Origin of the sequence: Uruburuella suis, from assembly GCF_004341385.1 — a bacterium.
Classification (GTDB): domain Bacteria; phylum Pseudomonadota; class Gammaproteobacteria; order Burkholderiales; family Neisseriaceae; genus Neisseria; species Neisseria suis.
This window is the reverse complement of sequence record NZ_SLXE01000022.1, coordinates 1-24,852: the sequence shown is the minus strand read 5'-3', so window position 1 is coordinate 24,852 and position 24,852 is coordinate 1. Positions and strand designations below refer to the sequence as shown.

The window sequence follows — 24,852 nt, the reverse complement described above, 5'->3', positions numbered from 1 at the left end:
AAAAGATTGTGCAACATCAATTATCAATTATAGCATGACGGAATAAACCGTTTGCTGCCCCGCAGATAATCACAACGGGTTGCCCGGCAATCGGCCCGGCAACCCGTTTTTATGCATCAACGGATATGGTAATTCGGCGCTTCTTTGGTAATCTGCACATCATGCACATGCGATTCGCTCATGCCGGCGGCGGTGATTTCCACAAATTCGGCTTTTTCGTGCATTTGCTCAATGGTGGCGCAGCCCAAATAGCCCATGCTCGAGCGCAGGCCGCCCATCAGCTGATGGATAATCTGCACAATCGGGCCTTTATAAGGCACGCGCCCTTCGATGCCCTCGGGCACATATTTATCGGCGTTGTCTTCTTTATCTTGGAAATAGCGGTCGGAAGAGCCTTGGCTCATCGCGCCCAGCGAGCCCATGCCGCGATAAGATTTATACGAGCGGCCTTGATAAAGCTCGATTTCGCCCGGCGCTTCTTCGGTGCCGGCAAACATGCCGCCGAGCATCACGCAATGTGCGCCGGCTGCCAGCGCTTTGGCAATGTCGCCCGAAAAGCGGATGCCGCCATCGGCAATCAGCGGCACGCCGGTGCCTTTTAAAGCTTCGGACACATTGTGAATCGCGGTGAGCTGCGGCACGCCCACGCCGGCCACAATGCGGGTGGTGCAAATCGAGCCCGGGCCGATGCCCACTTTCACCGCATCGGCGCCGGCAGCCACCAAATCGAGCGCCGCTTGCGCGGTGGCGATATTGCCGCCGATTACCTGCACATGCGGGTAAGTTTCTTTCACCCATTTCACACGATCAAGCACGCCTTGGCTGTGGCCGTGGGCGGTGTCGACCACCAACACGTCCACACCTGCTTCCACCAGTGCCTTCACACGCTCATCGGTGTCGGCGCCCACGCCCACGGCCGCGCCCACGCGCAAACGGCCGTCGGCATCTTTATTGGCATGCGGAAATTCGGTGGTTTTCAGAATGTCTTTTACCGTGATCAAACCTTTGAGCACCCATTCATCGTCCACCACCAGCACGCGCTCCACTTTGTGATCGTGCATCACATCGCGCGCTTCATCAATGCCCGTGCCCACCGGCACAGTGACCAAGCGCTCGCGCGGCGTCATAATGGCCGACACGGGCTGGTCGAGGCGTTTTTCAAAACGCAAATCGCGGTTGGTTACCAAGCCCACCACTTTGCCGTTTTCCACCACCGGCAAGCCCGACATTTTGCGCTTGCGCCGCGCCTGCATTTCCACCAATTCGCCAATCAGCATATCGGGGCCGATGGTAACCGGGTCTTTCACAATGCCGCTTTCATGGCGCTTCACCTTGGCCACGGCATTGGCCTGGCGCTCGGCGGTCATGTTTTTATGGATAATGCCGATGCCGCCTTCCTGCGCCATAGAAATGGCCAGCTTGGCTTCGGTAACGGTGTCCATCGCGGCAGAAAGTAAAGGGGTGTTGAGGGTGATGTTGCGGGTGAGTGGGGTTTGGAGTTTGACGTCGCGCGGCAGCACTTGGGAGCGTGCAGGAACCAGCAAAACATCGTCAAAAGTATAGGCTTTTTCTACGATACGCATGATGCTCGGGCTTTCGGTTTGTGCAAGATGCACGGCATTGTATCAAAATTACCTGTGGCGTGTTATTGGTTTACACAATTAAACGCGCATGACACCCGCCAAATTAGCCAGTACAATAAGGCCGTCTGAAAACAAACAAACCAAAATAAGGGAAACGGAATCACCACATGGCTACTTTGACCAAAATCCTTCTATTGAGCATGCTTTTTATCGGCACGCATGCCGGCGCAAATGAAGTGTTCAGCTGGAAAAACCCCAGCGGCAGCACCAGCTATTCCGATGTGCCGCGCAACCTCCAGCCCGCACAAGTCAACCGCATGAATGTGCGCACCCACAGCGTCACCCCACCGCCCGCACCGGCCGCAGCAGCAGCCAACCCCGAATCGCTGGCCGAGCAGCAGCAAAAGCTGGGTGAGCAAATTGCCCGTCAAAACAAACAGATTGAAGAGCAAAACAAGCGCGTTGAAGAAGAAAACCGCCGCCGCGAGGAAGAAAACTGCCAAGCCGCGCGCATCAACCGCCAATTTGCCGAAAGCGCCCGCGTCAACAACCGCGATGCCTTAATCGCCCACTACGACGGCGATATTGCCAAATTCTGCCACTGAGTTTGCATACCAAACATCAAGGCCGTCTGAAACCTTTCAGACGGCCTTTGTTATCATACCCATTCGAAAAAATAACCTAACTGCGTTGTCTCGCCTTGCCGTACTAGTTGTACTGTCTTCGGCTCGCCGCTTTGTTATCTTATTTTTTCGAATGGGTATCACTACTCGTTCATTTATTAAGCATATCATGAAATGAATACACAAGTGCTGCATGTTTGGTTAAGCATCGCACCACACCTTTCAGACGGCCTTTCCCAATTGCTGTATCATTCAGGCCGTCTGAAACTTTTTTGCAGCCGCTGCCGTGAGCCAAAATTTCGATATCGATATTTTCCTGAAAAACCTGCCCAATCTGCCGGGCGTTTACCGCATGCTCGACAAAAGCGGCAAGGTGCTTTATGTGGGCAAGGCGGTGAATTTGAAGCGGCGCGTGGGCAGCTATTTCCAAAAAAGCGACCATTCCCCGCGCATCACGCTGATGGTGCGGCAGGTGCATTCGATTGAAACCACCGTTACCCGCAGCGAAGCCGAAGCGCTGATTCTGGAAAACAATTTCATCAAAGCCTTGTCGCCCAAATACAATATTCTTTTCCGCGACGACAAAAGCTACCCCTATTTGATGCTTTCCGCCCACGAATACCCGCAAATGGCCTATTATCGCGGCACGCTCAAAAAGCCCAACCAATATTTCGGCCCTTATCCCAACGGCTATGCCGTGCGCGACAGCATCGAGATTCTGCAAAAAGTGTTCCGCCTGCGCACCTGCGAAGACAGCGTGTTTGCCAACCGCCAACGCGCCTGCCTGCTTTATCAAATCCGCCGCTGCTCCGGCCCCTGCGTCGGCCACATCAGCTATGAAGATTACCAGGCCAGCATCAGCGAAGCCGTAACCTTTCTCAACGGCAAAACGGGCGAGCTCACGCAAACACTGCACCACAAAATGAACCAAGCCGCCGCCGCGCTGCAATTTGAAGAAGCCGCCCGCTACCGCGACCAAATCCAGGCGCTGGGCTTGGTGCAGAGCCAGCAGTTTATCGACAGCAAAAACCCCAACAACCCCAACGATATCGACATTCTCGCGCTGGCGCTCGAAGGCGGCACCGTGTGCATCCATTGGGTGAGCATACGCGGCGGGCGGCATGTGGGCGACAAAAGCTTCTTCCCCGATGTGCGCCACGATCCCGACCCGCAGGCGCAGGAATACGCCGAAGCCTTTGTGGCGCAACATTACCTCGGCAAAAGCAAGCCCGACATCATCATCAGCAATTTCAGCCTGCCCGAAAGCCTGCAAGAAGCGCTGATTTCCGAGCACGGCAAACAAATGCAGTTTGTCACCAAAACCATAGGCGAGCGCAAAGTGTGGCTGAAAATGGCCGAGCAAAACGCCCGCCTCGCCATCGGCCAACACCAATTGCAGCACAACAACCAGCAGCAGCGCATCGACGATTTGGCACGCCTGCTCAACATGGATTCAGACGGCCTGCAACGCCTGGAATGCTTCGACATCAGCCACACCCAAGGCGAAGCCACCATCGCCAGCTGCGTGGTGTATGACGAGCAAAATATCCAGCCCTCGCAATACCGCCGCTACAACATCACCACCGCCAAAGCCGGCGACGATTACGCCGCCATGCGCGAAGTGCTCACCCGCCGCTACGGCAAAATGGCCGAAGCCCAAGCCAACGGCGAAACGGTGAAATGGCCCGATGCCGTGTTGATCGACGGCGGCAAAGGCCAAGTGGGCATGGCGGTGGATGTGTGGGCGGAATTGGGGCTCACCATTCCCATTATCGGCATTGCCAAAGGCCCCGAGCGCAAAGCCGGGCTGGAAGAATTGATATTGCCCTTTACCGGCGAAACCTTCCGCCTGCCGCCCAACAGCCCCGCCCTGCACCTCTTGCAAACCGTGCGCGACGAATCGCACCGCTTCGCCATCACAGGCCACCGCAAAAAGCGCGACAAAGCCCGCATCACCTCATCATTAAGCGACATTCCCGGCATCGGCAACAAACGCCGCCAAGCCCTGCTCACCCGCTTCGGCGGCCTGCGCGGCGTAACCGCCGCCAGCGTGGAAGATTTGGCGCAGGTAGAGGGCATCAGCGCGGCCTTGGCCGAAAAGATTTATGAAAGCCTGCATGGATAATGGGCAAACGCAGGCCGTCTGAATGCCGTATTCAGACGGCCTGAAAACAATCATGCCCAGCTTCGCCACAAAGCCCCTGTAAATTCGTTATAATAAGCCAGCCTTTTCAGACGGCCTGCGCCGAAGCGCACAACAAAGGCCGTCTGAAACACCAACCGAACACAGAAAGCCCTGCCGATTATGCCGTGGAATTTCCCCATTTTCCTCACCTGGATGCGCGTGTTGCTCATCCCCGTGTTCACCGCCCTTTTCTTCCTGCCCAAAGGCGTGTTCGACAACCACACCATCAACTGGCTGGCGGCCGCCATTTTCGCCATCGCTGCCATCACCGACTGGTTTGACGGCTTTCTCGCCCGCCGCTGGAAGCAAACCTCTGATTTCGGCGCTTTTCTCGACCCCGTGGCCGATAAATTGATGGTGGCCGTGGCACTGATTCTGCTGGTGAGCCTGGGGCGCACTTATGCCATTTTCGCCATGATCATCATCGGCCGCGAAATCACCATTTCGGCGCTGCGCGAATGGATGGCGCAAACCGGTAAGCGCGGCAGCGTGGCCGTGGCCACCATAGGCAAGCTCAAAACCACCGCGCAAATGGCCGCCATTTTGTGCCTTTTGGTGGGCTTGCGCGATTTTTACGGCCACGACCTGATTTTTATCGGTAACATATTGATGTTTATCGCCGCCGTGCTCACTTTGTGGTCGATGTTTTATTATCTGAAAATGGCCTGGAAAGAGTTTCAGTAATAATTTTCACACAAACCCCTTGACAGTAAATTTTCAGGCACTATAATGGCGTTCTCTTGCTGATGCAGCGATGCACGGCAAGCCCCAAGCGGGAATAGCTCAGTTGGTAGAGCGCAACCTTGCCAAGGTTGAGGTCGCGAGTTCGAGCCTCGTTTCCCGCTCCAAAGTTTAATGTTTAAATGTAATCAAAGCGGGAATAGCTCAGTTGGTAGAGCGCAACCTTGCCAAGGTTGAGGTCGCGAGTTCGAGCCTCGTTTCCCGCTCCAAGCGCTTACATTTAAATCCTGCGGGAATAGCTCAGTTGGTAGAGCGCAACCTTGCCAAGGTTGAGGTCGCGAGTTCGAGCCTCGTTTCCCGCTCCACATCCCGCAAGCCGTTTACACCACTTAAACGGCTTGTTTATAGTTTCAAGGCGGAATGGCAGAGTGGTTATGCAGCGGCCTGCAAAGCCGTGTACGCCGGTTCGATTCCGACTTCCGCCTCCACACAATCCAAGCAGTTTCCCCTTATGGCGGGGTGGCAGAGTGTTTATGCGATAAGGGGTGCAACCCTTATACAGGCCGGTTAAAATCCGCGCCCCCGCCTCCACGTTTCACAATGCCTTTATGCAGAGCACTGGATATTGGCATCGCCCGGATGGTGAAATAGGTAGACACAACGGACTTAAAATCCGTCGCCTCTAATACAGGCGTGCCGGTTCGATTCCGGCTCCGGGCACCACTAACCGCTTTTAAGCGGTTATTTTTTTGCTTTTCAATATCTGTAAAATACCCATCCTAAAAATACCCATCCTAAAAATACCCATCCTAAAAATACCCATCCTAAAAAATAATATATAGTGAAATGCATAAAAAAGTGATACGGCGGGTAGGTTGGGTTGTAAACCCAACAAATCCACAAGCCGTCTGAAACGTCGGGTTTATCAACCCAACCTACGCCATTGTAAAATAACGTTCTGTGTCACTTTTTCTAGCATTTCACTATACAAACAGGCAGCCCGTAGGCTAGATTCTTAAATCCGACACTTGTTCGTAGAACAAGGCACGCACATCGCTTTAGCCGATGGCCAAACATCAGATTCAATAGCCCGGCCTACGCGGATGGCACTGTCAAACTGCTTTTATTTTGCAAGCTTATTTTTTTATACCAATTCAAAAAAGTAAGCTAACAAGGCGGCGAGCCGCAGACAGTACAACTAGTACGGCAAGGCGAGACTATGAATTTTTAAAAAGGCCGTCTGAAATATTTTCAGACGGCCTTTTTATTGGGTTCAAATCACATCACTTCCAGCGTGTCGATGCCCAGCAAATCCAAGCCTTGTTTCAAGGTATCGCCGGTGAGTTTGGCGAGTTGCAAGCGGGTTTCGCGGCTGGTGCCCTCGGCTTTCAAAATCGGGCAGGCTTCGTAAAAGCGGCTGAATAAAGTGGCCACTTGGTAAAGATAGCCGGCCAGATAATGCGGATACGAAGTTTCGGCCACGCTTTGCAACACATCTTCAAACTTCAGCAATTCCACCGCCAATTGCTTTTCCAGCGGCGCATCGAGCACCACAGCGGCCTGTTGGTTCCACTCGCCGGCGCGGCGCATCACGCTTTGCACGCGGGTGTAGGCATATTGCAGATAAGGCGCGGTGTTGCCCTCGAAGCTGAGCATGCTTTCCCAGTCGAACACGTAATCGCTACTGCGGTTTTTGCTCAAATCGGCGTATTTCACCGCGCCGATGCCGACCACCCGAGCAATTTCTTCGATATTTTCACGTGCCTCAATATCATAATTATCTGAAATTTTTTTGCGCTTAATGGCCGTCCTCAGCGTTGGTGAACCCTCTTCAATTTCCCATTCACCAACTTCCAATTTAAAATCCTTTGTCAATGTTCTATAATCATCGGCGGTTTTTTTCGATTTTTGTTCCTCTAAATCTTTATAGATTACTTCAAAACTATTCGGCTTGTTACGCTCTGCAATCAATTTTCTTGCCCTATCCACCGCTTCATCAAGCAAATCCACCAATTTCACCGTGTCGCCGCTGCGGGTTTTAAACGGCTTGCCGTCTTTGCCCATCATGGTGCCAAAGCCGATAAACTCGGCGCTCACGTTTTCCGGCAGATAGCCCGCTTTGCGCGAAGTGGTAAACAATTGCTCGAAATGCAGCTTTTGACGGGTATCGACCACATACAGCAAGCGATCGGCATTCAGACGGCCTACCCGATAGCGCACGCAGGCCAAATCGGTGCTGGCATACAGAAAACCACCGCCCTGCTTCTGCACGATAAAAGCCGCCGGCTCGCCATCTTGGTTTTTAAATTCATCGAGAAACACCACTTTGGCGCCGGCATCATCCACCGCCAAACCTTTGGCACTCAGATCATCCACCACGGTTTGCAAATCATCATTGTATTTCGACTCGCCCGCCACATCGGCCGGCGTGAGTTTCAAGCCCAAAGTGTCGTAAACCGCTTGCGCGTGTTGCAACGAAACATCAACAAACTGCCGCCACAAAGCCAACACAGCCTCATCACCGCCTTGCAATTTCACCACATATTCGCGCGCGGTGTCGGCAAAAGCTTCGTCTTCATCAAAGCGGATTTTAGCGTTGCGGTAAAACTGCTCCAAATCAGCCAATTCAAATTCGGCATTTTCCTGCTGTTGCGCCACCATATAAGCCACCAGCATACCAAATTGCGTGCCCCAATCGCCGACATGGTTTTGCGCAATCACCTTGTGACCCAGATAGCTCAACACGCGATTGAGACTGTCGCCGATAATGCTGGAACGCAAATGGCCGACGTGCATTTCTTTGGCCAGATTGGGCGACGAATAATCAATCACCACCGTTTGCGGCTCGGCGGTTTGGCGCACATTCAAATGGCCGTCGAGCAGCGCTGCTTCAATATTTTGCGCCAAAAAAGCCGCGTTCAAACGCAGATTGATAAAGCCCGGCCCCGCCACCTCAGCCGATTCAACCACCGCATTGCCCGCGAGCGCATCGGCCACTTTCTGCGCCAGCTCACGAGGATTCTGCTTGGCCTTTTTGGCCGCGCCCATCACGCCGTTAATCTGGAAATCGCCAAAATCGGCATTTTTGGCCGGCTGCAAAACCACAGGATTGCCGGCAATGCCGGCGGCGGCAAAAGCGGCTTCGGCTTCGGCAGCCACGGTTTGGTGTAGATTCATTGTTGTGCTTTCAATATTCCAATATCAGCAGGCCGTCTGAAACCTTAAACCTTTCAGACGGCCTACATATCATAATAACTTTAATCATTTAAAATTCTTAAGGCGCTATTTTACCGTGTTCACCACAACAGCGAAAGCTTTTCAGAATGGCAACATGTGTTTGCGCACAGGCCGTCTGAAAGCCTTTCAGACGGCCTGTGTTACAATCGGCGCTCCCGAAAACCACATGAAAGGCATTTGCCCATGCGTGAACATTTGCTGCAATGGCTCAGCAGCCACGGTTATTCCCACTCTGATTTGGTGGTGAATATTGTGATGATAGGCTTGATTATCCTCACCACTTTGCTGCTGCACGCTTTTATCCATTACGGCCTTTTCCGCTTTTTAGGCAAGCGCTTGCAGGCGTCGAAGCTGCTTTTTCTGAATATTTTGAGCCAGCAAAAGCTGTTTAGCAATTTGGCGCTCACCATTCAGGGCGTGTTGCTGGCGGTGCAGCTGCGCATTTGGCTGCCGGCGAGCGAATGGCGCGAAGGCTTGATTACGCTCACCAATATTTGGTGCTTGGTGTTTGGCCTGCTTGCTATTTTTGCACTGCTCGACACGCTGCAAACTTATTTGTTCCGCCGCAATCTGGCGCAGCATTTTCCGGTGCGCGGGCTCGTGCAAACCATTAAGCTTTTGGCTTCTATCGGCATTGTGATTTTGCTGATTTCACTTTTGCTCGGCCAATCGCCCCTAATTTTGCTCAGCGGCTTGGGTGCGATGACGGCAGTGTTGATGCTGGTGTTTAAAGATCCGATTTTGGGCTTGGTGGCCGGCATCCAGCTTTCGGCCAACCGCATGCTCAATATCGGCGACTGGCTGGAAATGCCGAAATACGGCGCCGACGGCAGCGTGACCGATATCGGGCTCACCACGGTGAAAGTGCAAAACTGGGACAACACCGTCACCACCCTGCCCACTTATGCGCTGATTTCCGATTCGTTTAAAAACTGGCGCCACATGAGCGAATCTGGCGGACGGCGCATCAAGCGGGCGGTGTATATCGACAGCAACAGCGTGCATTTTTTAAGCGCTGCCGAAATCGCCCATCTGCGCCAAAGCCGCCTGCTCACCGATTATCTCGACACGCGCCAGGCTTCGATACGCGAATTCAACGAAGCCAACCACATTGATAACCCGAGCTATTTAAACGGCCGCCACCTCACCAATTTGGGCACTTTCCGCGCTTATTTGCAGCAATATCTGGAAAACAACCGCCACATCCGCAAAGACATGACGCTGATGGTGCGCCAGCTCGATGCGGGCGACAAAGGCATTCCGCTGGAAATTTATTGCTTCACCAACACGGTGGTGTGGGCGGAATACGAGGGCATACAGGCCGATATTTTCGACCACATTTTTGCCGTGGCCGGTGAATTCGGCTTGCGCATTTATCAGGCACCCAGCGGCTATGATTTACAGGGAATGGGAAAATAAGCGATTTAAATCATTAATATAAAAGGCCGTCTGAAAGCTTTCAGTAATAATATCGCTTGAGTTGATAAACCCAACGTTTCAGACGGCTTATGGCTTTAACCTACCCCGTTGTGTCACTTTTTTATGCATTTCATTATAAAAGGCCGTCTGAACGCTTTCAGACGGCCTTTCGTTCATGCATCTTTATATACAATCAATAGCGGGTAATCACCGCCATGCCGCGCATGGGGTTGATGCTTTTCAGGCTGCCGTTGTCGGCAAATTTCACTTGGGCGCCGGTGGCCAGCGCTTTTTCGATGATTTCGTCCACAATGTCTGCATAGCCGTTTTGGCCGACCGAGCCGCCCAATATTTCGGTGATTTCGCGGCCATCATCGCTCACCTCGGCTGCAATATGCAGATCTTCTTCCACCACCAACACATCGGCGCGCCCTTCGTTGACGGCCTGCCAGATTTCGTTTAAGCCGCCCACAAAAAGGTTGTTGCTCTTGGCCGTTTCCAAATCGGCATTCACCCGAGTGCGCGCCTCTGCCAGCGCTTCTTTGATTTGCGGCCAAATGCGTTGTGCCAATTGGTGCTCGCTATCGCTGTTGAGGCCGCTGTTGATATAAAGCATCACTTGTGCCTGATTGCGCGCGCCTTCTTTGAAATGGCCGATATTGCGGTCGACTCCGGCCACCACGATGGGCGCGGCAATCTGCTTTTGCGCTTCAAGCAGCGCATCGCCCACTTCGCGCATATGGTCGGTGATCATTTGGTCGCGCACATGGCTGATGTCTTGGCTGGGGTTGGCTTCGGCGGTTTCTTCGGCCAGGCTGAAAGGAAAGCCATAGGCATTCACTTCGTCGAGCGCATCTTTGTGCCCCACAAAAAGCCGTGTGCCGTGCTCGCTCAGCACGGTGAGCAGATAAAGCGGGCTGCGGTTGAGGGCATACACCAAATCGCGGGTGAGAAAATTATCGGCCACGGTGACGCGCTCGGGCAGGCAGAAAGGCAGGTGGAAAAGCTCGGCATAATCGGCGCTGGCAAAAATCACCAAGCCGTCGAGGTTGTGGCGGTGGCTCACGCCGGCGGCCAAGCGGTTGATTTTTTCAGCAATCGGCGCGCTTTCACGCTTGCCGAAATCTTTTTCCAAACGGCTGATGGCTTCGTTGACCAGATTTTTCAGACGGATGGCGTCTTTTTCATTGTCGGGGTAGGTGCGGTGGGTCGGCAAGGTGAGGGTAACGCTGGGGTTGGATTGCAGGCGTTGGATATTTTTAATGGTGTGCAAATTCATGGTTTCTCCCTATCGTGTTTCACTTTAAGAATCATTGCCCGCATTAGACGGGCAACGGCCTGAATGCTTGCTGCCTTTTCAGGTGTACAGGCCGAAGCGGCGCGGCTCAAGCCTTTTTAAGCTTTTTAACACGCAGGCTGCAAAGCGAAAGCCGCATTGGCATGTGGCAAAATCTTAGTCAAAACCCTTTTTGCGCCAAACACATAAAATAAAAAATCGATTGCCAATCAAGCCGGTAAACGTCAACATTAGGGTGCACGGCTTGACAGTTTGTTAACAAGGCCGCTATAAGCAAACCATATCATTTCCTGCCAAAAGCCTGCCATGATACCGATTACCCTCTCCCCCATCAGCGAATCCGCCCTCGTTTGCACGCTGCCGCCGCCTGCCGAATTGGGCAAGCAGCAGCGGCTGTGGGCGTTTGCCGAGGCCGCGGCGGCGTTGCCCGGCGTGCTGGAAACCGTTGCCGGCATGAATAATCTCACCGTGTTTGCCCTGCCCGACACGGATTTAAACCGGCTTTCAGACGGCCTGAAAAATCTGTGGCCGCACATTAAAGCCGACACCCACCAAGGCCGGCATGTGGATATTCCGGTGCGCTATGGCGGCGAATTCGGCGCCGATTTGGCCGAAGTGGCGGCCTTTCACCGCACCACACCCGCCGAAATCGTGCGCCGACACACCGCGCCTGTTTACACCGTGTTTATGATGGGCTTTCAGCCCGGCTTTCCTTATTTGGGCGGCCTGCCCGAGCATCTGCACACGCCACGCCGCGCCGAGCCGCGCACCGAAGTGCCCGCAGGCTCGGTGGGCATAGGCGGCAGCCAAACCGGCGTGTATCCCTTTACCTCGCCCGGCGGCTGGCAGCTCATCGGCCGCACCGACATCGCTTTGTTTCAGACGGCTTCTTATCCGCCCACGCTTTTGCTCGCCGGCGACACCGTGCGCTTTGTGGCCGAGGAGGTACGCTTATGATGCGCATACACAGCGTGCAGGCCATTGCACACATTCAAGATTTGGGCCGCTTCGGCCTGCGCCGTTTCGGCATCGGCCACGCCGGCGCGATGGACACGCTCGCCTTGCAGGCCGGCAACCTGCTGCTGGGCAACGAAACCGGCGCGGCGGCGCTCGAAATCGCATTGGGCGGCATCAGCGTATCGTTTACGCGTGACACGCCTTTCTGCCTCACCGGCGCCATTTATGAAGCCGCGCTTGAAGAGCAGCCCGTGTATTCCTATTGGCGCTACACCGCGCGGCGCGGCCAAACGCTCACGCTCAAGCGCGCCGTGCAGGGCATGTATGGCTATTTATGCGTGGCCGGCGGCTTTGATGTGCCCGAAATTTTGGGCGCGCGCAGCACCGATTTAAAAGCGGCTTTCGGCGGCTTTCAAGGCCACTGCCTGCAAGCGGGTGATGAAGTGCCGCTAGGCGCAGGCGCGCGCAGCCTCTCGCACATCGGCGTGGCGCCGATCACCCCCGCCACCAGCATCCGCGCCCTGCCCTCATCTGAATATGCCGCTTTCGGCCTTGACGCCCAGCGGGCGCTGTGGCAGCAGCCTTGGGTGTTGCAAAGCAACAGCAACCGCATGGGCTACCGCTTCAGCGGCGAAACGCTGGCGCTGGCGCAGCCGCTGGAAATGCTCTCGCATGCCGTGCCTTTCGGCACCATACAAGTGCCGCCCTCGGGGCAGCCGATTGTGCTGATGGCCGACACCCAAACCACCGGCGGCTACCCGAAAATCGCCTGCGTGGTGGCGGCCGATTTGGGGCGGCTGGCGCAAGTGCGCTTTGGCAGCGAAATTTATTTTCAAATATGCAGCGCCGAAGAAGCCGCAAAACTGCACCTGAAAAACCAAATCTATTTAAACCAAATCAAAAGGATAGCCGATTATGCACGTTGATTTGAATGCCGATCTCGCCGAAGGCTGCGGCAGCGACAAAGCCTTGCTGCAACGCGTTTCCTCCGCCAACATCGCCTGCGCCCTGCATGCAGGCAGCGCCGCCGACATGCAGCGCGCGCTGACATGGGCGAAGCAACACAGCGTGCGCATCGGTGCGCACCCGGGCTACCCCGACCGCGAAAACTTCGGTCGCACCAATATGCACCTGCCCGCAGCCGAATTGAATGCCTATCTGCACTATCAGCTCGGCGCGCTGCAAGCCTTGTGCGATGCCGAAGGGCTTCAGACGGCCTATGTGAAGCCGCACGGTGCGCTTTACAACCAAGCCGCCGCCGATCGCAAATTGGCTGATGCGCTGGCCGAAAGTGTGCGCCGCTTCAACCCCGAATTAAAGCTGATGGCGCTCTCGGGCAGCCAGTTGCTTGAGGCCGGTAAAGCCGCCGGTTTAGACGTGATTTCGGAAGTGTTTGCCGACCGCCGCTATATGCCCGACGGCTCGCTGGTGCCGCGCAGCAGAGCCGATGCGCAAATCAGCAGCGATGAAGAAGCGATTGCGCAAGTGTTGCAGATGGTGCAAACCGGCACGGTAAACACGGTTGACGGCGGCGGAAAAATCGCGGTGCAGGCCGACAGCATTTGTTTACACGGCGACGGCGCACACGCGCTGGAATTTGCCGACAAAATCAGCGCGGCTTTAAAAGCGAACGGCATTCGGATTGAGGCCGTCTGAAACTGCATGGCATCCATGCCCAAATCAGCTTTGCCGCCCCGCCCGTTTTAATCAATCCTTAAAAGGAGCATTCCATGTCTCAATCTTCCAACCGCAGCGTGCTGCTGGGCGCGGCTTTCCTGATGGCCACTTCCGCCATCGGCCCGGGCTTTCTCACCCAAACCGCCACCTTCACGCAAACGCTGCTGGCGAGCTTCGGCTTTGTGATTTTGCTCTCGATTCTGCTCGACATCGGCGCGCAGTTGAATATTTGGCGCATCATCGCCGTGTCGGAGCAGCGTGCGCAGGATATTGCCAACAAAGTGCTGCCCGGCGCGGGCTATTTATTGGCGCTTTTGATTGTGATGGGCGGGCTGGCGTTCAACATCGGCAACGTCGGCGGCGCGGGCTTGGGCTTAAACATTCTCACCGGCCTCTCGCCCGAAACCGGCGCGATTATCAGCGGCCTGATTGCCATCGGCATTTTCCTGTTTCGCGAAGCCGGCAAAGTGATGGACCGATTCGCCCAAATCATGGGCTTTATCATGATTGCGCTCACCGTGTATGTGGCGTTTAAAGCCAGCCCGCCGCTGGGCGAAGCCGCTTTGCGCACATTTGTGCCGCTTGAATTGGATGCCATCGCCATTGTGACGCTGGTGGGCGGCACCGTGGGCGGCTACATCACTTTTGCCGGCGCCCACCGCCTGCTCGATGCCGGCATCAAAGGCAAGGCGGCGCTGCCCGAAGTGAGCAAAAGCTCGATTTCGGCGATTCTGATTGCCTCGGTGATGCGTGTGGTGCTCTTTTTGGCCGTGCTCGGCGTGGTGTCGCAAGGCGTGGCGCTCGACCCGAAAAATCCGGCTTCCACCCCGTTTGAATATGTGGCGGGCAATATCGGCCTGCTGATTTTCGGCGTGGTGATTTGGGCCGCTTCGATTACCTCGGTGATCGGCGCGGCTTATACTTCGGTGTCGTTTATCACCGGCTTTAGCCCCGCCATCGCGCGCCACCGCAATTGGTGGGTAATCGGCTTTATCGCGGTTTCCACCGCCGTGCTCGCCACCGTGGGGCGGCCGGCGCAGATTTTGGTGCTGGTGGGCACGCTCAACGGCCTGATTCTGCCTATATCGCTCGGCCTGATTTTGCTGGCAGCCTATAAAACCAATATCGTGGGCGACTACAAACACCCGCTGTGGATGACGGTGGCCGGCCTGATTGTGGTGGTGTTGATGGCGGTGTTGAGCGGCATCACGCTGGTGAAATATTTCGGTGCTTTGATGGGTTAAAAAAGCATCAAAAAGGCCGTCTGAACATTCAGACGGCCTCTCTTTATCTACACATGAATACCATTATTTCGCATCAATGCCGTATTCAATTGTCACCACCAGCCGCACATTTTTGCCGATGGTGGATTTGTCATACACGCCGCCGTAATCATCGCTGCTGCCCTCGCCGCCGTCGGCATAAATATTAAACGAGCCTTGCGAAGCCGAACGCATCGCGCCCACCGCCGCGCCGCCGGTTTTGGCGAATTCCTGCGCCCGTTTGTGGGCATCTTCGGTGGCTTGTGTGATCAGCGCGTGCTTGATGGTTTCCAGATTACTGAGCAAGTATTGCGGCGGCTCGAAGCGGATGGCTTCATTGGCCGCACGCAAGGATAAAATCGCCTGGTTGGCGGCTTGGATATCGGCCAGATTTTTGCTTTTCACCATCAACTTTTGTTCGCCGTCAAAGCCGTTTTGCACTCGTTGGTAGCGGCCGTCGCCGCTGCGGCTTTCTTCATAAGCAGGCTCCACCGTGGGCGTGAGCGTTTGGATTTCGGCCGCGCCAAAGCCGTGCTGCTGCAAAAATTTGGCCAACACCGGCTGCGCACGTTTCAGGCCGTCGAGCACTTCTTGATAAGTTGCCCCATGCACAACCACGCTGGTTTGCCATTCGGCGCTATCGGCCTGATAAGGCTTTTCAGCCAAGCCTTTCACCGTAATGGTGCCGGGCTGGCGGAAGTTTTTAAACTGAGTGCCCAGCACGAAAGCAGCGGCAATCAGGCCGACAGCCAAGGTGATGCCCAATAAAACCAGGCTTTTAGAAGGGGAATTTTCAGCCATCACGGCTCCTTTGTGTTTTGCAGATGAATATTGCTATTCTAATCAAAATAAGGCCGTCTGAAACGGTTTTTACCTGCAAGCTGCTTGCTGCAAATTGTTTCATACGGCCTTTGTTTCTTTATCCAACACCGTTTACGGATTCATCACCCGCGCAATCAGCGCTTTTTCTTTGCCCTGCATCTGCGGAATCTTCACTTCGATGCCGTTGCCCGGTGCCACGTCCACCGCTTCGCCTTTGCGCGTCATCGCGGCCAGTTGCACGGTTTGGTTGCCGCTAGGGTGGATGATTTCCAGCGTGTCGCCCACACTGAATTTGTTTTTCACTTCAATGGTGGCCCAGCCTTCGGCGTCGATTTCGGTGACTTGGCCGACAAACTGGCTTTGCTTGGCCAGTGAATGGCCGGCCAGATAGTTTTGGTATTCCTGCGTTTGGTGGCGCTCCAAAAAGCCGGGTGTGTAGCCGCGGTTGGCCAGGCCTTCCAATTCGGCCAGCAAGCCTAAGTCAAACGGCTTGCCCGCCACGGCATCGTCAATCGCTTTTCGATAAGCCTGCGCCACCCGCGCCACGTAATACACCGATTTGGTGCGCCCTTCCACTTTGAGGCTGTCCACGCCGATTTCGGCGAGCTTAGCCACTTGCTCGATGGCGCGCAAGTCTTTGGAATTCATAATATAAGTGCCGTGTTCGTCTTCCATAATCGGCATCATTTCGCCGGGGCGGTTGGCCTCTTCAATCAGAAACACTTTATCGGCAGCCGGGTGGCGCACTTGGCCGTTGATGCCTTCAAATGCGGCATTGGCTTCTTCTTGGGCGCGGTTGAAATCGAAACCTTGCAGCAATTTGGCGTCGCCCATTTCATCGGTGGCCGCATCGTGCACTTTGTAATCCCAGCGGCAGGCATTGGTGCAGGTGCCTTGGTTGGGGTCGCGGTGGTTGAAATAGCCCGAGAGCAGGCAGCGGCCGGAATAGGCGATGCACAATGCGCCGTGCACAAACACTTCCAGCTCGATATCGGGGCATTGTTGGCGGATTTCGGCAATTTCTTCGATGCTCAATTCGCGCGACAAAATAATGCGTTCCACGCCGATTTTCTGCCAGAATTTCACGCCCCACCAGTTGGTGGTGTTGGCCTGCACCGACAAATGAATCGGCACTTCCGGCCAGCGTTCGCGCACGTTCATAATCAGGCCGGGGTCGGCCATAATCAGCGCATCGGGCTGCATGGCAATCAGCGGTTCCATATCGGCCATAAAGGTTTTCAGCTTGCTGTTGTGCGGCAAGGTGTTTACCGTGAGAAAGAATTTCTTGTTGCGCGCGTGCGCTTCGCGAATGCCTTGCTCCAGCACTTCAAGCTTGGCAAATTCATTATTGCGCGCGCGCAGCGAATAGCGCGGGCTGCCGGCATACACGGCATCGGCGCCATAGTCAAACGCAGCCCTCATGCGCTCGAGGCCGCCGGCGGGCAGTAATAATTCGGGTGATTTCATGTGTGTGCTACCTGGGAAAAGTTTCAGACGGCCTTTTGTAGAGAGGCCGTCTGAAAAAATATTGTTGAATTAGAGGTTTGAAATTATCCGCTTTTTTTAGTGCAGGGTCAATTTGATATCAAGGCCGTCTGAATATTATTCAGGCAGCACCGGCTCCACCCGATAGCCCACTTGCCGCAGCCGCAAAATCAGGCCTTGTTCTCCAAATAAATGCGCCGCGCCCACCGCCACCAACGTGGGCTGCTGCGGCAGAATTTCCACCAGCCGCACCAGCCATTGCTGGTTGCGCTCTACCAGCAGCTGCTGATACATCAAATGCTGCCAAAAAGCACGATCCTGCACCGGCAGATATTTAAACTGCTCTTCAGGATCAGACACATCCTGCCACAATCGGCCGGCTTGATTGGCCTGATAATCCGCCACCAGCGTTTTTTGTTCGGCCAAAATGGTGCGGTGGTGGCGGATCAGCATATCGAGGCTGCGGCGGATTTTATCTTCCGGCACCGCGTTGAAATAATAAAGCGGCTCGAGCCGCTCCAGCGCAATCACCGGCTTTTGCTGCGCTTTTGCCTGCCGGATCAGCAAATTATCGGTGCCGCTGTGATAAGAATAGCCTTTGGGCGAATAAAGGCTCTGCACGCTCAACCAAAAAGCCCACGGCTTGAGCCGGCTGCTGCCATCCAGCGCGATGGTATCGTTGCCCTGTTGCAGCACATGGTTTAGCGCAAACATGCGCACACGCCCGATGGATTGGTCGAGCGTGCGCGTGTCGGCCATCAGCGCCGCCATGCGCGCGGCTTCAGCGGCATATTGCGGCTCGGCCAGCTCATCGGCATTCGATTCCACCACCAGCTGCGCACTTTGCTCAAGCGCGCGCTGATAATGCGCAGGCAGGCGCGCGCCCGTTTTGCCCACATGCAGCGTGCCCAAAAGATAAGAAACCGGCCGCCCCGGCTGGCTCAGCTGCCACAAAAAAGTTTCCGCTTCCGGCGCACCGCGGGCAAAGCCCGAAGCCGCGGCCAGCAGCATCAGCAGCGCTAAGAAATATTTGGCCATGCTTGCTTTCACTATAAAGCCATGCTTTCTTTCATTAAAAAAAGTTTCAGACGGCCAAGAGCCGTCTGAAACCACATCATACACAGTTTATTCTCACCAATAACGGTAAGGCCGTCTGAACGGATAATAAAAATCATCCCAATCATCATAATAATAGCGCATCTGGCGCAAACGCTGCTGAGCGATATAATTTTGCCACGCCATTTTATAGCAAGCCTGAAACATCGGGTCGGCCACTTTATCCACATATTTCAAACGGAATTCCTGCTGCTGCTTTTCGGTTTGCCCCTCGGGCGGATTGAATTGGCGCTGCATCAACATGGCCGTTTCCTTATCACATTGCCCCGCCAGCGCCACCTGCAATTCCTGCTCCTGCTTTTGCTGCGCAGCCGCCTTTGCCGCTTTTTGCTCGGGTGTGCTGGCACAAGCGGCCAGAAGCAAGGCCACCGCGCCGATTAAAGCCGCTTGAACTTTACTCATCGTTATGCTCCTTTTCTGCATCCGCATGCGGCCGACTTTACGCCATTCACGGCCTCTTTTGCAAGCGGAACAGCCACATGCCGGCCAATATTGCGCCGCCAAACCACAGCATTTCGGCACGCAGCATTCCTGCCAACACCAAAGCAGGGCCGGGACAAATACCGGCCAAGCCCCAACCGATGCCGAACAAAGCGCTGCCCGCCAGCAATCGGCGATCGATGCGCGTAGTGGCCGGCTCCTGAAAAGCAGGCGCACAAAGCGGCTTAGCCGAGCGGCTGCCGCGAAAAGCGATAAGCGTCACCAATATCGCACCGCCCATCACAAAAGCCAGCGAAGCATCCCAACGGCCAAACACATCCAAAAAATCCTGCACCTTTTGCGGATTGCTCATGCCTGAAAGCAGCAAACCGAAACCAAACAGCAAGCCCAGCAAAAACATTATCCCGTTCATACACCCGTCCCCCAAACATGGCGCAACACAAATACCGTTGCAAAACCAAACAGCATAAACACCAGCACCGCCGCCAACGAGCGCAACGACAAACGCCCCAAGCCGCACACGCCATGGCCGCTGGTGCAGCCCGAGCCCAGCCGCGTGCCGTAGCCCACCAAAAGCCCGCCGGCCACCAACAGCCAGCGATTGTCGGTGATCACCACCTCAGGCATACCGAAAGCCGCCGCATAAAGCCATGGCGACACCATCACGCCGGCCACAAAAGCCAAGCGCCACAAACGCTCAGAACCCTGCCGCTCAAACACGCCGGCCAAGATGCCGCTGCTGCCCATAATCCGGCCGTAGAGCCGCCACATCAATGCCGCCGCCAAACCGATCAACAAACCGCCGGCCAAAGCCGCCCAATATTCCTGATTCATATTCACTCCTTAAAAACACAAAATTATAATATCATAATTTTGAATTTTTAAAAGCAACTGAACATTAAGAAAGCTGAATCACTCATGGCAGCGCCTTTTATCATCTTTTTTTACGCTATGCAGCATTGGATTTTCGAGGAAATATAAGCACTACACCCTCAAAAATATGCCTTTACCAGCATAAAATTGCCGGAAAAATGCGCTCGTCAGAGCGATTCAAAGCCTCCATAAAAATAAAAAATCACATGAATACGTTTGATTCTTATTGAAGTTATTGGGCTGCCTTACCCACTTTTTTATTCTATTGTCATCCTCATGTCACAAATCTGCGACAACTGCATCTTTATTTATCGAAAAAGCTAAAAAACAATACAAACAAATTGACGATTATTTAGTTTAATTTCATACTGCCAAGCATTCCTGACAAGATTCAGGAACTTACGGGACATTACAGCGGCCAAGCCGCAATATAACAATATTGTGAAAACGAGTATTTGCTTTAGGAGTATCATTATGATCGAGATGATCGAGCGTTGGATGCCTATTTTTGCCGTGATCGGCTTTTTATCTACCTTGGGCTATTTAGGTTTGATGGTTTGGGTGATGTATGGCAAGTTTCATCAAGGTAAGAAAAAACAGCTGCCCACGCATTAATGCAGCAGGCAGACATGATTGAAAAGCCGCCGGTTTGCACGGGCGGCTTTTTGTCGGACACTTTTCTCATAACATTCAGCTGCGCGCACCGCGCACTTCTTCTGCGCGCTCAATCATGGCTGCGCGCAAATCTTCCAGCCCCAGCCCTTGAGCCACCGACACATTCACCGCCACTGCCCTGCCCGCTGCATCGCGCAACACCCCCGCCGCGCGCGCCGCTTCGCCGCTGAGCAGATCGATTTTGTTATACACAATCAGCTGCGGCACTTCATGCGCACCGATTTCTTCCAGCACTTTATCCACATCATCCATCTGCCGCTCAAATGCCGGATGGCCCGTATCCACCACATGCAAAAGCACATCGGCCAGCGCGGTTTCTTCCAGCGTGGCGGAAAAAGCCGACACCAATTTGTGCGGCAAATCGCGCACAAAGCCCACCGTGTCGGTGAGAATCACGCTCACCTCGGCCGAGAGATAAAGCCGCCGTGCGGTGGTGTCGAGCGTGGCGAATAATTGGTCTTTGGCCAACACATCGGCCTTGGTTAAGCGGTTGAACAAGCTGGATTTTCCGGCATTCGTGTAGCCCACCAGCGCAAAAGTGGGCATATTGCCGGCCATGCGCGCTTTGCGGCGGGTGGCGCGCTGCTTGTGCACGTTTTGCAGCTGCTTTTTCAAGGCGCTGATTTTCTGGCTGATCAAGCGCCGGTCGGTTTCAAGCCGGGTTTCGCCCGGGCCTTTGAGGCCGATGCCGCCTTTTTGGCTCTGCAAATGGCCGTAGCCGCGCACCAAGCGGCCGCTCAAATGGCTGAGTTGCGCCAATTCCACCTGCAATTTGCCCTCTTGTGATTGCGCCCGTTGGGCAAAAATCGCCAAAATCAAGCCCACACGATCGAGCACGCGGCATTGCAGCGCTTTTTCCAGATTGCGCTCCTGCGTGGGCGTGAGCTCGTGGTTAAACACCACCAGCTCGATTTCATGCTGCTGCACCGCTTCGGCCAGCTCTTCTGCCTTGCCGGTGCCCACAAATAAAGCGCTGTGCGCCTTATCTCGCTTGGCGGTTTCGCTGCACACCAAATCGCCGCCGCTGGCGCGCACCAAATCGGCGGCTTCGGCCTGCGCCGCCTGAAAAGCGCGCTCGCGCGTTTCGTTGGCACCGGCATAATCCGCGCTCAACATCACGCCCACCAGCATCACGCGCTCGGGCTTTTCGAGGGTTTTGTCGACAGGGAACAAGGCAGGCTTTTGGCTCAAGATGCAATCTTTCTAAAAGGCATGAATAAATAGGAAGCAGAAACAACAAACGGTTTTCAGGCCGTCTGAAAACCGTTTTGGCGTAAAGTTATTTATCCTGCTTCACCGCTTGCTCGGCGGCCGTGCGCACTTCTTCGGCAATATTTTCTACAATTTGCTGCTCATCATCCAGCACGCCTGCTTGAGCGGCAGCAACGGTTTTGGTTTCTGCGGCATCGGCACCGTTTTCACCGGCACGCTCGATCGGAGTGAGTGCCGCAGCCGCTGCAGCGGTGGCCGCAGCATCGGGGGTTGCCACGGTTTGCGGCTCAGGCTCTGCGGCCGGTGCGCTCAAAGGCAGGCGCGCCAAAATGGTGCTGCTGGCGCTCACTTTATCGCCGATGGCCACTTCTGCGCGGGCATCGGTGGGCAGATACACATCCACGCGCGAGCCGAAGCGGATAAAGCCGTAGCGCTCGCCGCGCACCACTTTTTCGCCTTCGCCGATGTAGCACAAAATGCGGCGCGCCACGAGGCCGGCCACTTGCACAAAGGTGATTTCGCGGCCGCTGCGGGTGGTGGCCAACACAGCATTGCGCTCGTTTTCGGTGCTGGCTTTATCCAGCGCGGCATTCACGAATTTGCCTTTGTTGTATTCCACCCCGGTAATGGTGCCGTCAACCGGCGCGCGCTGCGAATGCACGTTGAACACATTCATAAACACGCTGATTTTCAGCGCTTCCACATTGCGGTAGGGGTCGAGCACTTTTTCCACCACCACAATGCGCCCGTCGGCCGGACACAGCACGGCATCGGCATCTTGCGGAATCGGGCGCGAAGGGTCGCGGAAAAACTGCAAAGCAAAGGCGGTGAAAAGCCAAAACGGCAGCGACCACCAGCCGGCGCAGGCGGTTACGATGATGCTGAGCACCAAGCCTGCCGAAATAAACGGCCAGCCTTCGCGGGCGATAATCGGGTGCGGGTAAAAACGGGGCATAATGCGCTTTCCTGAAAAATGAATCTGCCGATTATAACGGATTATTTCCGACAATAAACAAAAAAGGCTGTCTGAAAGCTTTCAGACGGCCTGTCGGTTTATTTGCGGTGTGTGTTTATAAATCTTCCACCACGCCCGCATGCGCCGCGCCGCCCTTCACATACAGCACGGCCGCTTCGCGCGCAGCATGGTCGGCATACATCATGCTCGTGCCGATAATCTGGCCGTTGGCGGCTTTGAGGTTGAAATAAAGCTTGCCCGATTGGCTCTCTTTCAAATCGTAGCGGGCATCGTTGCCGGCATTGGTGCGTATCGATTCGATGCCGTTTTGTGCGGCGGCTTTGCTGCTGTATTGTTCGCTGCGCAAAATGGTTTTGTCGTGCTCATCAAGAAAATTGAAATGAAATTCGCCTGTGTCGCTTTTTTTCAATTCGAATGTTGCCATTGTGCCGCCTCCTCGTTTCATACATTCGTCGGAACCACTTAACAAACACTTTAAAATCAAGCTGTCGCGGCCACTATAATGAATTGGTTTCGCGCTTGTCAATATCTCTTTCGGCAATAATTCCAAACGTGCATCCATCAGCATCAAACAGGCCGTCTGAAAAGTGTTCAGACGGCCTCTTTATTTATTCTGCATTGTTTTATTCCAACGCTTCGGTGAGTTTTTTCTCAATCAAATCGGCATCAAACGATTTGGCAATCAGCTCGAAGCGGCTGTCGCGACGCCATGAAACCTGGCTCGCGCCCCATTGGCCGTCCACCCAGTTGAGCCACACCCAAGTGCCCAGCACTTGAAACACGCCTTTGGCGCGCACCAAGCCTTCGGTCATTTTGGGCAAATCGTTAAAAAAGTTAGTGAGCCGCTCGCCGTCGAAATCTTGGCCGGCGGCAAAGGTGAAGCCTTGCGATTGGAAGCCCATGGTGTTGTCGGGCAGGGTTTTGAGGCGGTAGCGCGATTTTTCCACCACGGGAATATCGAGCCATTCGATGTTCATCTGCGCATTGTCCACTTCGGCCACCAGCGCTTTGGGCGGAAACAGCTTGGCGGCTTTTTCGCGGAATTCGGCCAGCACTTCAGGGCCGCACAAATCGGTTTTGCTCGCCACCAACACATCGCACACGCCGATTTGGTCTTTATAAAGCGCTTGTTGTGCATAATCGGGGCTGACAAACTGGCGCGGATCCACCACGGTAAACACCGCGCCGATTTCCAGCGATTGATCCAAAGGCGGCGTTTTCAATTCATCAATCACGCTGGCCGCATGTGCCAAGCCGCTGGCTTCTATCATTAAGCGGTCGGGTGCCACATCGCGCAGCATTTTGGCCACGGTGTTGCTCATTTGCGGGCCGGCCACGCAGCAGAGGCAGCCGCCGGCAATTTCGGCCACGGGAATGCCATTATCGCTCAACACAGCGCCATCAATGCCGATTTCGCCGAATTCGTTCACAATAATCACCCATTTTTCATCCGGGTTTTTCTGCGCCATCAGGCTTTTGAGCGCGGTGGTTTTGCCGGTGCCCAAAAAGCCGGAAATTAAATGCACTTTGGTTTTTTTTACTGACATTTGCTGCATATCCCTGTTAATACCACATGTTCGTCTTGAAGCGAAAAGCCGCCGGCGGCCACACCGGCGCGCAAGGCCTGCCATTCGCGGCTGAGCGTTTGCTCGTCTACCGCGCCGCATTCGCTGCACACCAAAATAAACGCGCTGTGGTGCGGCGCGCTTTCGTGGCAATGCGCGCCGCAATCGTGCTGCGCATGGCTGCACAACACATAGCCGTTTACCGCCGCCACTTTGTGCAACACGCCCTGCTCCGCCCAAAAATCGAGCGCGCGATAAGCGGTGGGCGGCGCCACCGGGCCCTCGCTTTGCTGCTGCATTTGCGAGAGCACATTATAGGCTTTGATCACGCCGCCGGGCCGGGCAAGCACAATATCCAGCACCTGCTCGCGCAGAGCCGTCACCTGAGCGCCGTTTTGGCGGGCTTGGCTGAGGATTTGCTGCTTGATGGTTTGCATACGCTGCTTTCAGACGGCCTTCAGAGCCAATGTTATATTATAACTCGATTTGGCCGCTTTGTGCGGGCAGGCGCAACAAGCGGTAAAGCAAACCCGCCAAAGCAAACACAGCGCGTATGCAAGATATGCGCCACCGGCAAGCGCGCGTTTTTTCATTCAACAATAAGGCCGTCTGAACGATTTATGTTTCAGACGGCCTTGGTTTTTATCGCCAAAAAATCAACCTTATCCGATTAATACCAATCCAAAAAAATAACCTAACTTCGTTGTCTCGCCTTGCCGTACTATCTGTACTGTCTGCGGCTCGCCGCCTTGTTAGCTTACTTTTT

23 protein-coding genes and 5 tRNA genes are annotated in these 24,852 nt (G+C 54.6%); 14 read left to right on the top strand and 14 right to left on the bottom strand.

Annotated elements, in window-relative coordinates; genetic code table 11:
* Positions 1–116: 116 nt before the first annotated feature.
* A complete protein-coding gene (gene guaB / locus EV680_RS08495) occupies positions 117–1,583 on the bottom strand; it encodes an IMP dehydrogenase (protein WP_132954318.1) in 1,467 nt (488 codons plus the stop codon).
* 167 nt (positions 1,584–1,750) lie between these two features.
* Here guaB and EV680_RS08490 point away from each other — a divergent pair, with 167 nt between their 5' ends.
* The 8 genes from EV680_RS08490 (at position 1,751) to EV680_RS08455 (ending at position 5,795) form a co-directional block, all read left to right on the top strand.
* Positions 1,751–2,188, top strand: coding sequence for a DUF4124 domain-containing protein (locus EV680_RS08490; RefSeq protein ID WP_132954317.1), 438 nt, complete (start codon positions 1,751–1,753; stop codon positions 2,186–2,188).
* A 304-nt stretch (positions 2,189–2,492) separates the two neighbouring features.
* A complete protein-coding gene (gene uvrC, locus EV680_RS08485; protein WP_132954316.1) occupies positions 2,493–4,331 on the top strand; it encodes an excinuclease ABC subunit UvrC in 1,839 nt (612 codons plus the stop codon).
* Positions 4,332–4,511: 180 nt separating this feature from the next.
* Positions 4,512–5,075 (top strand): CDP-diacylglycerol--glycerol-3-phosphate 3-phosphatidyltransferase, encoded by a 564-nt coding sequence (gene pgsA / locus EV680_RS08480; protein ID WP_132954315.1) that lies wholly within the window; start codon positions 4,512–4,514, stop codon positions 5,073–5,075.
* Between the two features lie 88 nt (positions 5,076–5,163).
* Positions 5,164–5,239, top strand: a tRNA-Gly gene (locus tag EV680_RS08475).
* Between the two features lie 26 nt (positions 5,240–5,265).
* Positions 5,266–5,341: transfer RNA gene (locus EV680_RS08470), tRNA-Gly, on the top strand.
* A gap of 20 nt (positions 5,342–5,361) precedes the next feature.
* Positions 5,362–5,437 (top strand) — tRNA-Gly (locus EV680_RS08465).
* Between the two features lie 49 nt (positions 5,438–5,486).
* A tRNA-Cys gene (locus tag EV680_RS08460) sits at positions 5,487–5,560 on the top strand.
* A 145-nt stretch (positions 5,561–5,705) separates the two neighbouring features.
* Positions 5,706–5,795 (top strand) — tRNA-Leu (locus EV680_RS08455).
* Between the two features lie 555 nt (positions 5,796–6,350).
* On the opposite strand, the gene argS is transcribed toward EV680_RS08455, so the two are convergent.
* The gene (gene argS / locus EV680_RS08450) at positions 6,351–8,249 is read right to left on the bottom strand and encodes an arginine--tRNA ligase (protein ID WP_132954314.1); all 1,899 of its coding nucleotides are present in this window, start codon (positions 8,247–8,249) and stop codon (positions 6,351–6,353) included.
* Between the two features lie 243 nt (positions 8,250–8,492).
* Here argS and EV680_RS08445 point away from each other — a divergent pair, with 243 nt between their 5' ends.
* Positions 8,493–9,728: a mechanosensitive ion channel family protein gene (locus tag EV680_RS08445; protein WP_132954313.1), complete on the top strand. Its 1,236-nt coding sequence runs from the start codon at positions 8,493–8,495 to the stop codon at positions 9,726–9,728.
* Between the two features lie 193 nt (positions 9,729–9,921).
* On the opposite strand, the gene EV680_RS08440 is transcribed toward EV680_RS08445, so the two are convergent.
* Positions 9,922–11,007 carry an AOC03_06830 family ribosome hibernation factor gene (locus tag EV680_RS08440; RefSeq protein WP_132954312.1) on the bottom strand — a complete coding sequence of 362 codons (1,086 nt, stop codon included), beginning with the start codon at positions 11,005–11,007 and terminating at the stop codon, positions 9,922–9,924.
* A gap of 324 nt (positions 11,008–11,331) precedes the next feature.
* On the opposite strand from EV680_RS08440, the gene pxpB reads away from it, so the two are divergent.
* From pxpB to EV680_RS08420, 4 genes are all read left to right on the top strand, one after another.
* Complete coding sequence (pxpB, locus tag EV680_RS08435; RefSeq protein ID WP_132954311.1) at positions 11,332–11,982, top strand: 5-oxoprolinase subunit PxpB; 651 nt, start codon at positions 11,332–11,334, stop codon at positions 11,980–11,982.
* Entirely contained in the window at positions 11,979–12,908 is a 930-nt protein-coding gene (locus EV680_RS08430) for a 5-oxoprolinase subunit C family protein (protein WP_132954310.1), read from the top strand. The genes pxpB and EV680_RS08430 overlap by 4 nt, the downstream gene beginning before the upstream one ends.
* The gene (gene pxpA / locus EV680_RS08425; RefSeq protein ID WP_207894319.1) at positions 12,895–13,638 is read left to right on the top strand and encodes a 5-oxoprolinase subunit PxpA; all 744 of its coding nucleotides are present in this window, start codon (positions 12,895–12,897) and stop codon (positions 13,636–13,638) included. Before EV680_RS08430 ends, pxpA begins: the two co-directional genes overlap by 14 nt.
* Before the next feature lie 74 nt (positions 13,639–13,712).
* Positions 13,713–14,903: an NRAMP family divalent metal transporter gene (locus EV680_RS08420; protein WP_132954308.1), complete on the top strand. Its 1,191-nt coding sequence runs from the start codon at positions 13,713–13,715 to the stop codon at positions 14,901–14,903.
* Between the two features lie 63 nt (positions 14,904–14,966).
* On the opposite strand, the gene EV680_RS08415 is transcribed toward EV680_RS08420, so the two are convergent.
* The 6 genes from EV680_RS08415 to EV680_RS08390 form a co-directional block, all read right to left on the bottom strand.
* The gene (locus EV680_RS08415) at positions 14,967–15,722 is read right to left on the bottom strand and encodes an SIMPL domain-containing protein (protein ID WP_132954307.1); all 756 of its coding nucleotides are present in this window, start codon (positions 15,720–15,722) and stop codon (positions 14,967–14,969) included.
* 132 nt (positions 15,723–15,854) lie between these two features.
* On the bottom strand, positions 15,855–17,210 hold the full coding sequence (trhP, locus tag EV680_RS08410) for a prephenate-dependent tRNA uridine(34) hydroxylase TrhP (protein WP_132954306.1): 1,356 nt from the start codon (positions 17,208–17,210) through the stop codon (positions 15,855–15,857).
* Positions 17,211–17,345: 135 nt separating this feature from the next.
* Entirely contained in the window at positions 17,346–18,266 is a 921-nt protein-coding gene (locus EV680_RS08405) for a TraB/GumN family protein (protein WP_132954305.1), read from the bottom strand.
* Positions 18,267–18,359: 93 nt separating this feature from the next.
* Positions 18,360–18,746, bottom strand: a complete 387-nt coding sequence (locus tag EV680_RS08400; protein ID WP_132954304.1) for a hypothetical protein — start codon at positions 18,744–18,746, stop codon at positions 18,360–18,362.
* Between the two features lie 46 nt (positions 18,747–18,792).
* Positions 18,793–19,197 (bottom strand): DUF6691 family protein, encoded by a 405-nt coding sequence (locus EV680_RS08395; RefSeq protein ID WP_132954303.1) that lies wholly within the window; start codon positions 19,195–19,197, stop codon positions 18,793–18,795.
* Positions 19,194–19,619 (bottom strand): YeeE/YedE family protein, encoded by a 426-nt coding sequence (locus EV680_RS08390; RefSeq protein WP_132954302.1) that lies wholly within the window; start codon positions 19,617–19,619, stop codon positions 19,194–19,196. Before EV680_RS08390 ends, EV680_RS08395 begins: the two co-directional genes overlap by 4 nt.
* 513 nt (positions 19,620–20,132) lie before the next feature.
* On the opposite strand from EV680_RS08390, the gene EV680_RS11950 reads away from it, so the two are divergent.
* Positions 20,133–20,273 carry a hypothetical protein gene (locus EV680_RS11950; RefSeq protein ID WP_165870930.1) on the top strand — a complete coding sequence of 47 codons (141 nt, stop codon included), beginning with the start codon at positions 20,133–20,135 and terminating at the stop codon, positions 20,271–20,273.
* Between the two features lie 75 nt (positions 20,274–20,348).
* On the opposite strand, the gene hflX is transcribed toward EV680_RS11950, so the two are convergent.
* The 5 genes from hflX to EV680_RS08365 all read right to left on the bottom strand — a co-directional run bounded on the left by hflX (position 20,349) and on the right by EV680_RS08365 (position 24,523).
* Positions 20,349–21,464: a GTPase HflX gene (gene hflX, locus EV680_RS08385; protein WP_132954333.1), complete on the bottom strand. Its 1,116-nt coding sequence runs from the start codon at positions 21,462–21,464 to the stop codon at positions 20,349–20,351.
* A gap of 148 nt (positions 21,465–21,612) precedes the next feature.
* Entirely contained in the window at positions 21,613–22,500 is an 888-nt protein-coding gene (locus EV680_RS08380; protein ID WP_132954301.1) for a phosphatidylserine decarboxylase, read from the bottom strand.
* Between the two features lie 115 nt (positions 22,501–22,615).
* A complete protein-coding gene (locus EV680_RS08375; RefSeq protein ID WP_132954300.1) occupies positions 22,616–22,945 on the bottom strand; it encodes a YegP family protein in 330 nt (109 codons plus the stop codon).
* 199 nt (positions 22,946–23,144) lie between these two features.
* Positions 23,145–24,068: a CobW family GTP-binding protein gene (locus EV680_RS08370; RefSeq protein WP_132954299.1), complete on the bottom strand. Its 924-nt coding sequence runs from the start codon at positions 24,066–24,068 to the stop codon at positions 23,145–23,147.
* Positions 24,059–24,523 (bottom strand): Fur family transcriptional regulator, encoded by a 465-nt coding sequence (locus tag EV680_RS08365; RefSeq protein ID WP_132954298.1) that lies wholly within the window; start codon positions 24,521–24,523, stop codon positions 24,059–24,061. The genes EV680_RS08370 and EV680_RS08365 overlap by 10 nt, the downstream gene beginning before the upstream one ends.
* Between the last annotated feature and the right edge of the window lie 329 nt (positions 24,524–24,852).

Excerpts from the sequence above, each read along its gene's own strand:
- guaB (WP_132954318.1), bottom strand. The coding sequence starts at position 1,583 with ATGCGTATCGTAGAAAAAGCCTATACTTTTGACGATGTTTTGCTGGTT.
- EV680_RS08490 (WP_132954317.1), top strand. The coding sequence starts at position 1,751 with ATGGCTACTTTGACCAAAATCCTTCTATTGAGCATGCTTTTTATCGGC.
- pgsA (WP_132954315.1), top strand. The coding sequence starts at position 4,512 with ATGCCGTGGAATTTCCCCATTTTCCTCACCTGGATGCGCGTGTTGCTC.
- argS (WP_132954314.1), bottom strand. The coding sequence starts at position 8,249 with ATGAATCTACACCAAACCGTGGCTGCCGAAGCCGAAGCCGCTTTTGCC.
- EV680_RS08445 (WP_132954313.1), top strand. The coding sequence starts at position 8,493 with ATGCGTGAACATTTGCTGCAATGGCTCAGCAGCCACGGTTATTCCCAC.
- EV680_RS08440 (WP_132954312.1), bottom strand. The coding sequence starts at position 11,007 with ATGAATTTGCACACCATTAAAAATATCCAACGCCTGCAATCCAACCCC.
- pxpB (WP_132954311.1), top strand. The coding sequence starts at position 11,332 with ATGATACCGATTACCCTCTCCCCCATCAGCGAATCCGCCCTCGTTTGC.
- EV680_RS08430 (WP_132954310.1), top strand. The coding sequence starts at position 11,979 with ATGATGCGCATACACAGCGTGCAGGCCATTGCACACATTCAAGATTTG.
- EV680_RS08420 (WP_132954308.1), top strand. The coding sequence starts at position 13,713 with ATGTCTCAATCTTCCAACCGCAGCGTGCTGCTGGGCGCGGCTTTCCTG.
- EV680_RS08415 (WP_132954307.1), bottom strand. The coding sequence starts at position 15,722 with ATGGCTGAAAATTCCCCTTCTAAAAGCCTGGTTTTATTGGGCATCACC.
- trhP (WP_132954306.1), bottom strand. The coding sequence starts at position 17,210 with ATGAAATCACCCGAATTATTACTGCCCGCCGGCGGCCTCGAGCGCATG.
- EV680_RS08405 (WP_132954305.1), bottom strand. The coding sequence starts at position 18,266 with ATGGCCAAATATTTCTTAGCGCTGCTGATGCTGCTGGCCGCGGCTTCG.
- EV680_RS08400 (WP_132954304.1), bottom strand. The coding sequence starts at position 18,746 with ATGAGTAAAGTTCAAGCGGCTTTAATCGGCGCGGTGGCCTTGCTTCTG.
- EV680_RS08395 (WP_132954303.1), bottom strand. The coding sequence starts at position 19,197 with ATGAACGGGATAATGTTTTTGCTGGGCTTGCTGTTTGGTTTCGGTTTG.
- EV680_RS08390 (WP_132954302.1), bottom strand. The coding sequence starts at position 19,619 with ATGAATCAGGAATATTGGGCGGCTTTGGCCGGCGGTTTGTTGATCGGT.
- EV680_RS11950 (WP_165870930.1), top strand. The coding sequence starts at position 20,133 with ATGATCGAGATGATCGAGCGTTGGATGCCTATTTTTGCCGTGATCGGC.
- hflX (WP_132954333.1), bottom strand. The coding sequence starts at position 21,464 with ATGCTGGTGGGCGTGATGTTGAGCGCGGATTATGCCGGTGCCAACGAA.
- EV680_RS08380 (WP_132954301.1), bottom strand. The coding sequence starts at position 22,500 with ATGCCCCGTTTTTACCCGCACCCGATTATCGCCCGCGAAGGCTGGCCG.
- EV680_RS08375 (WP_132954300.1), bottom strand. The coding sequence starts at position 22,945 with ATGGCAACATTCGAATTGAAAAAAAGCGACACAGGCGAATTTCATTTC.
- EV680_RS08370 (WP_132954299.1), bottom strand. The coding sequence starts at position 24,068 with ATGTCAGTAAAAAAAACCAAAGTGCATTTAATTTCCGGCTTTTTGGGC.
- EV680_RS08365 (WP_132954298.1), bottom strand. The coding sequence starts at position 24,523 with ATGCAAACCATCAAGCAGCAAATCCTCAGCCAAGCCCGCCAAAACGGC.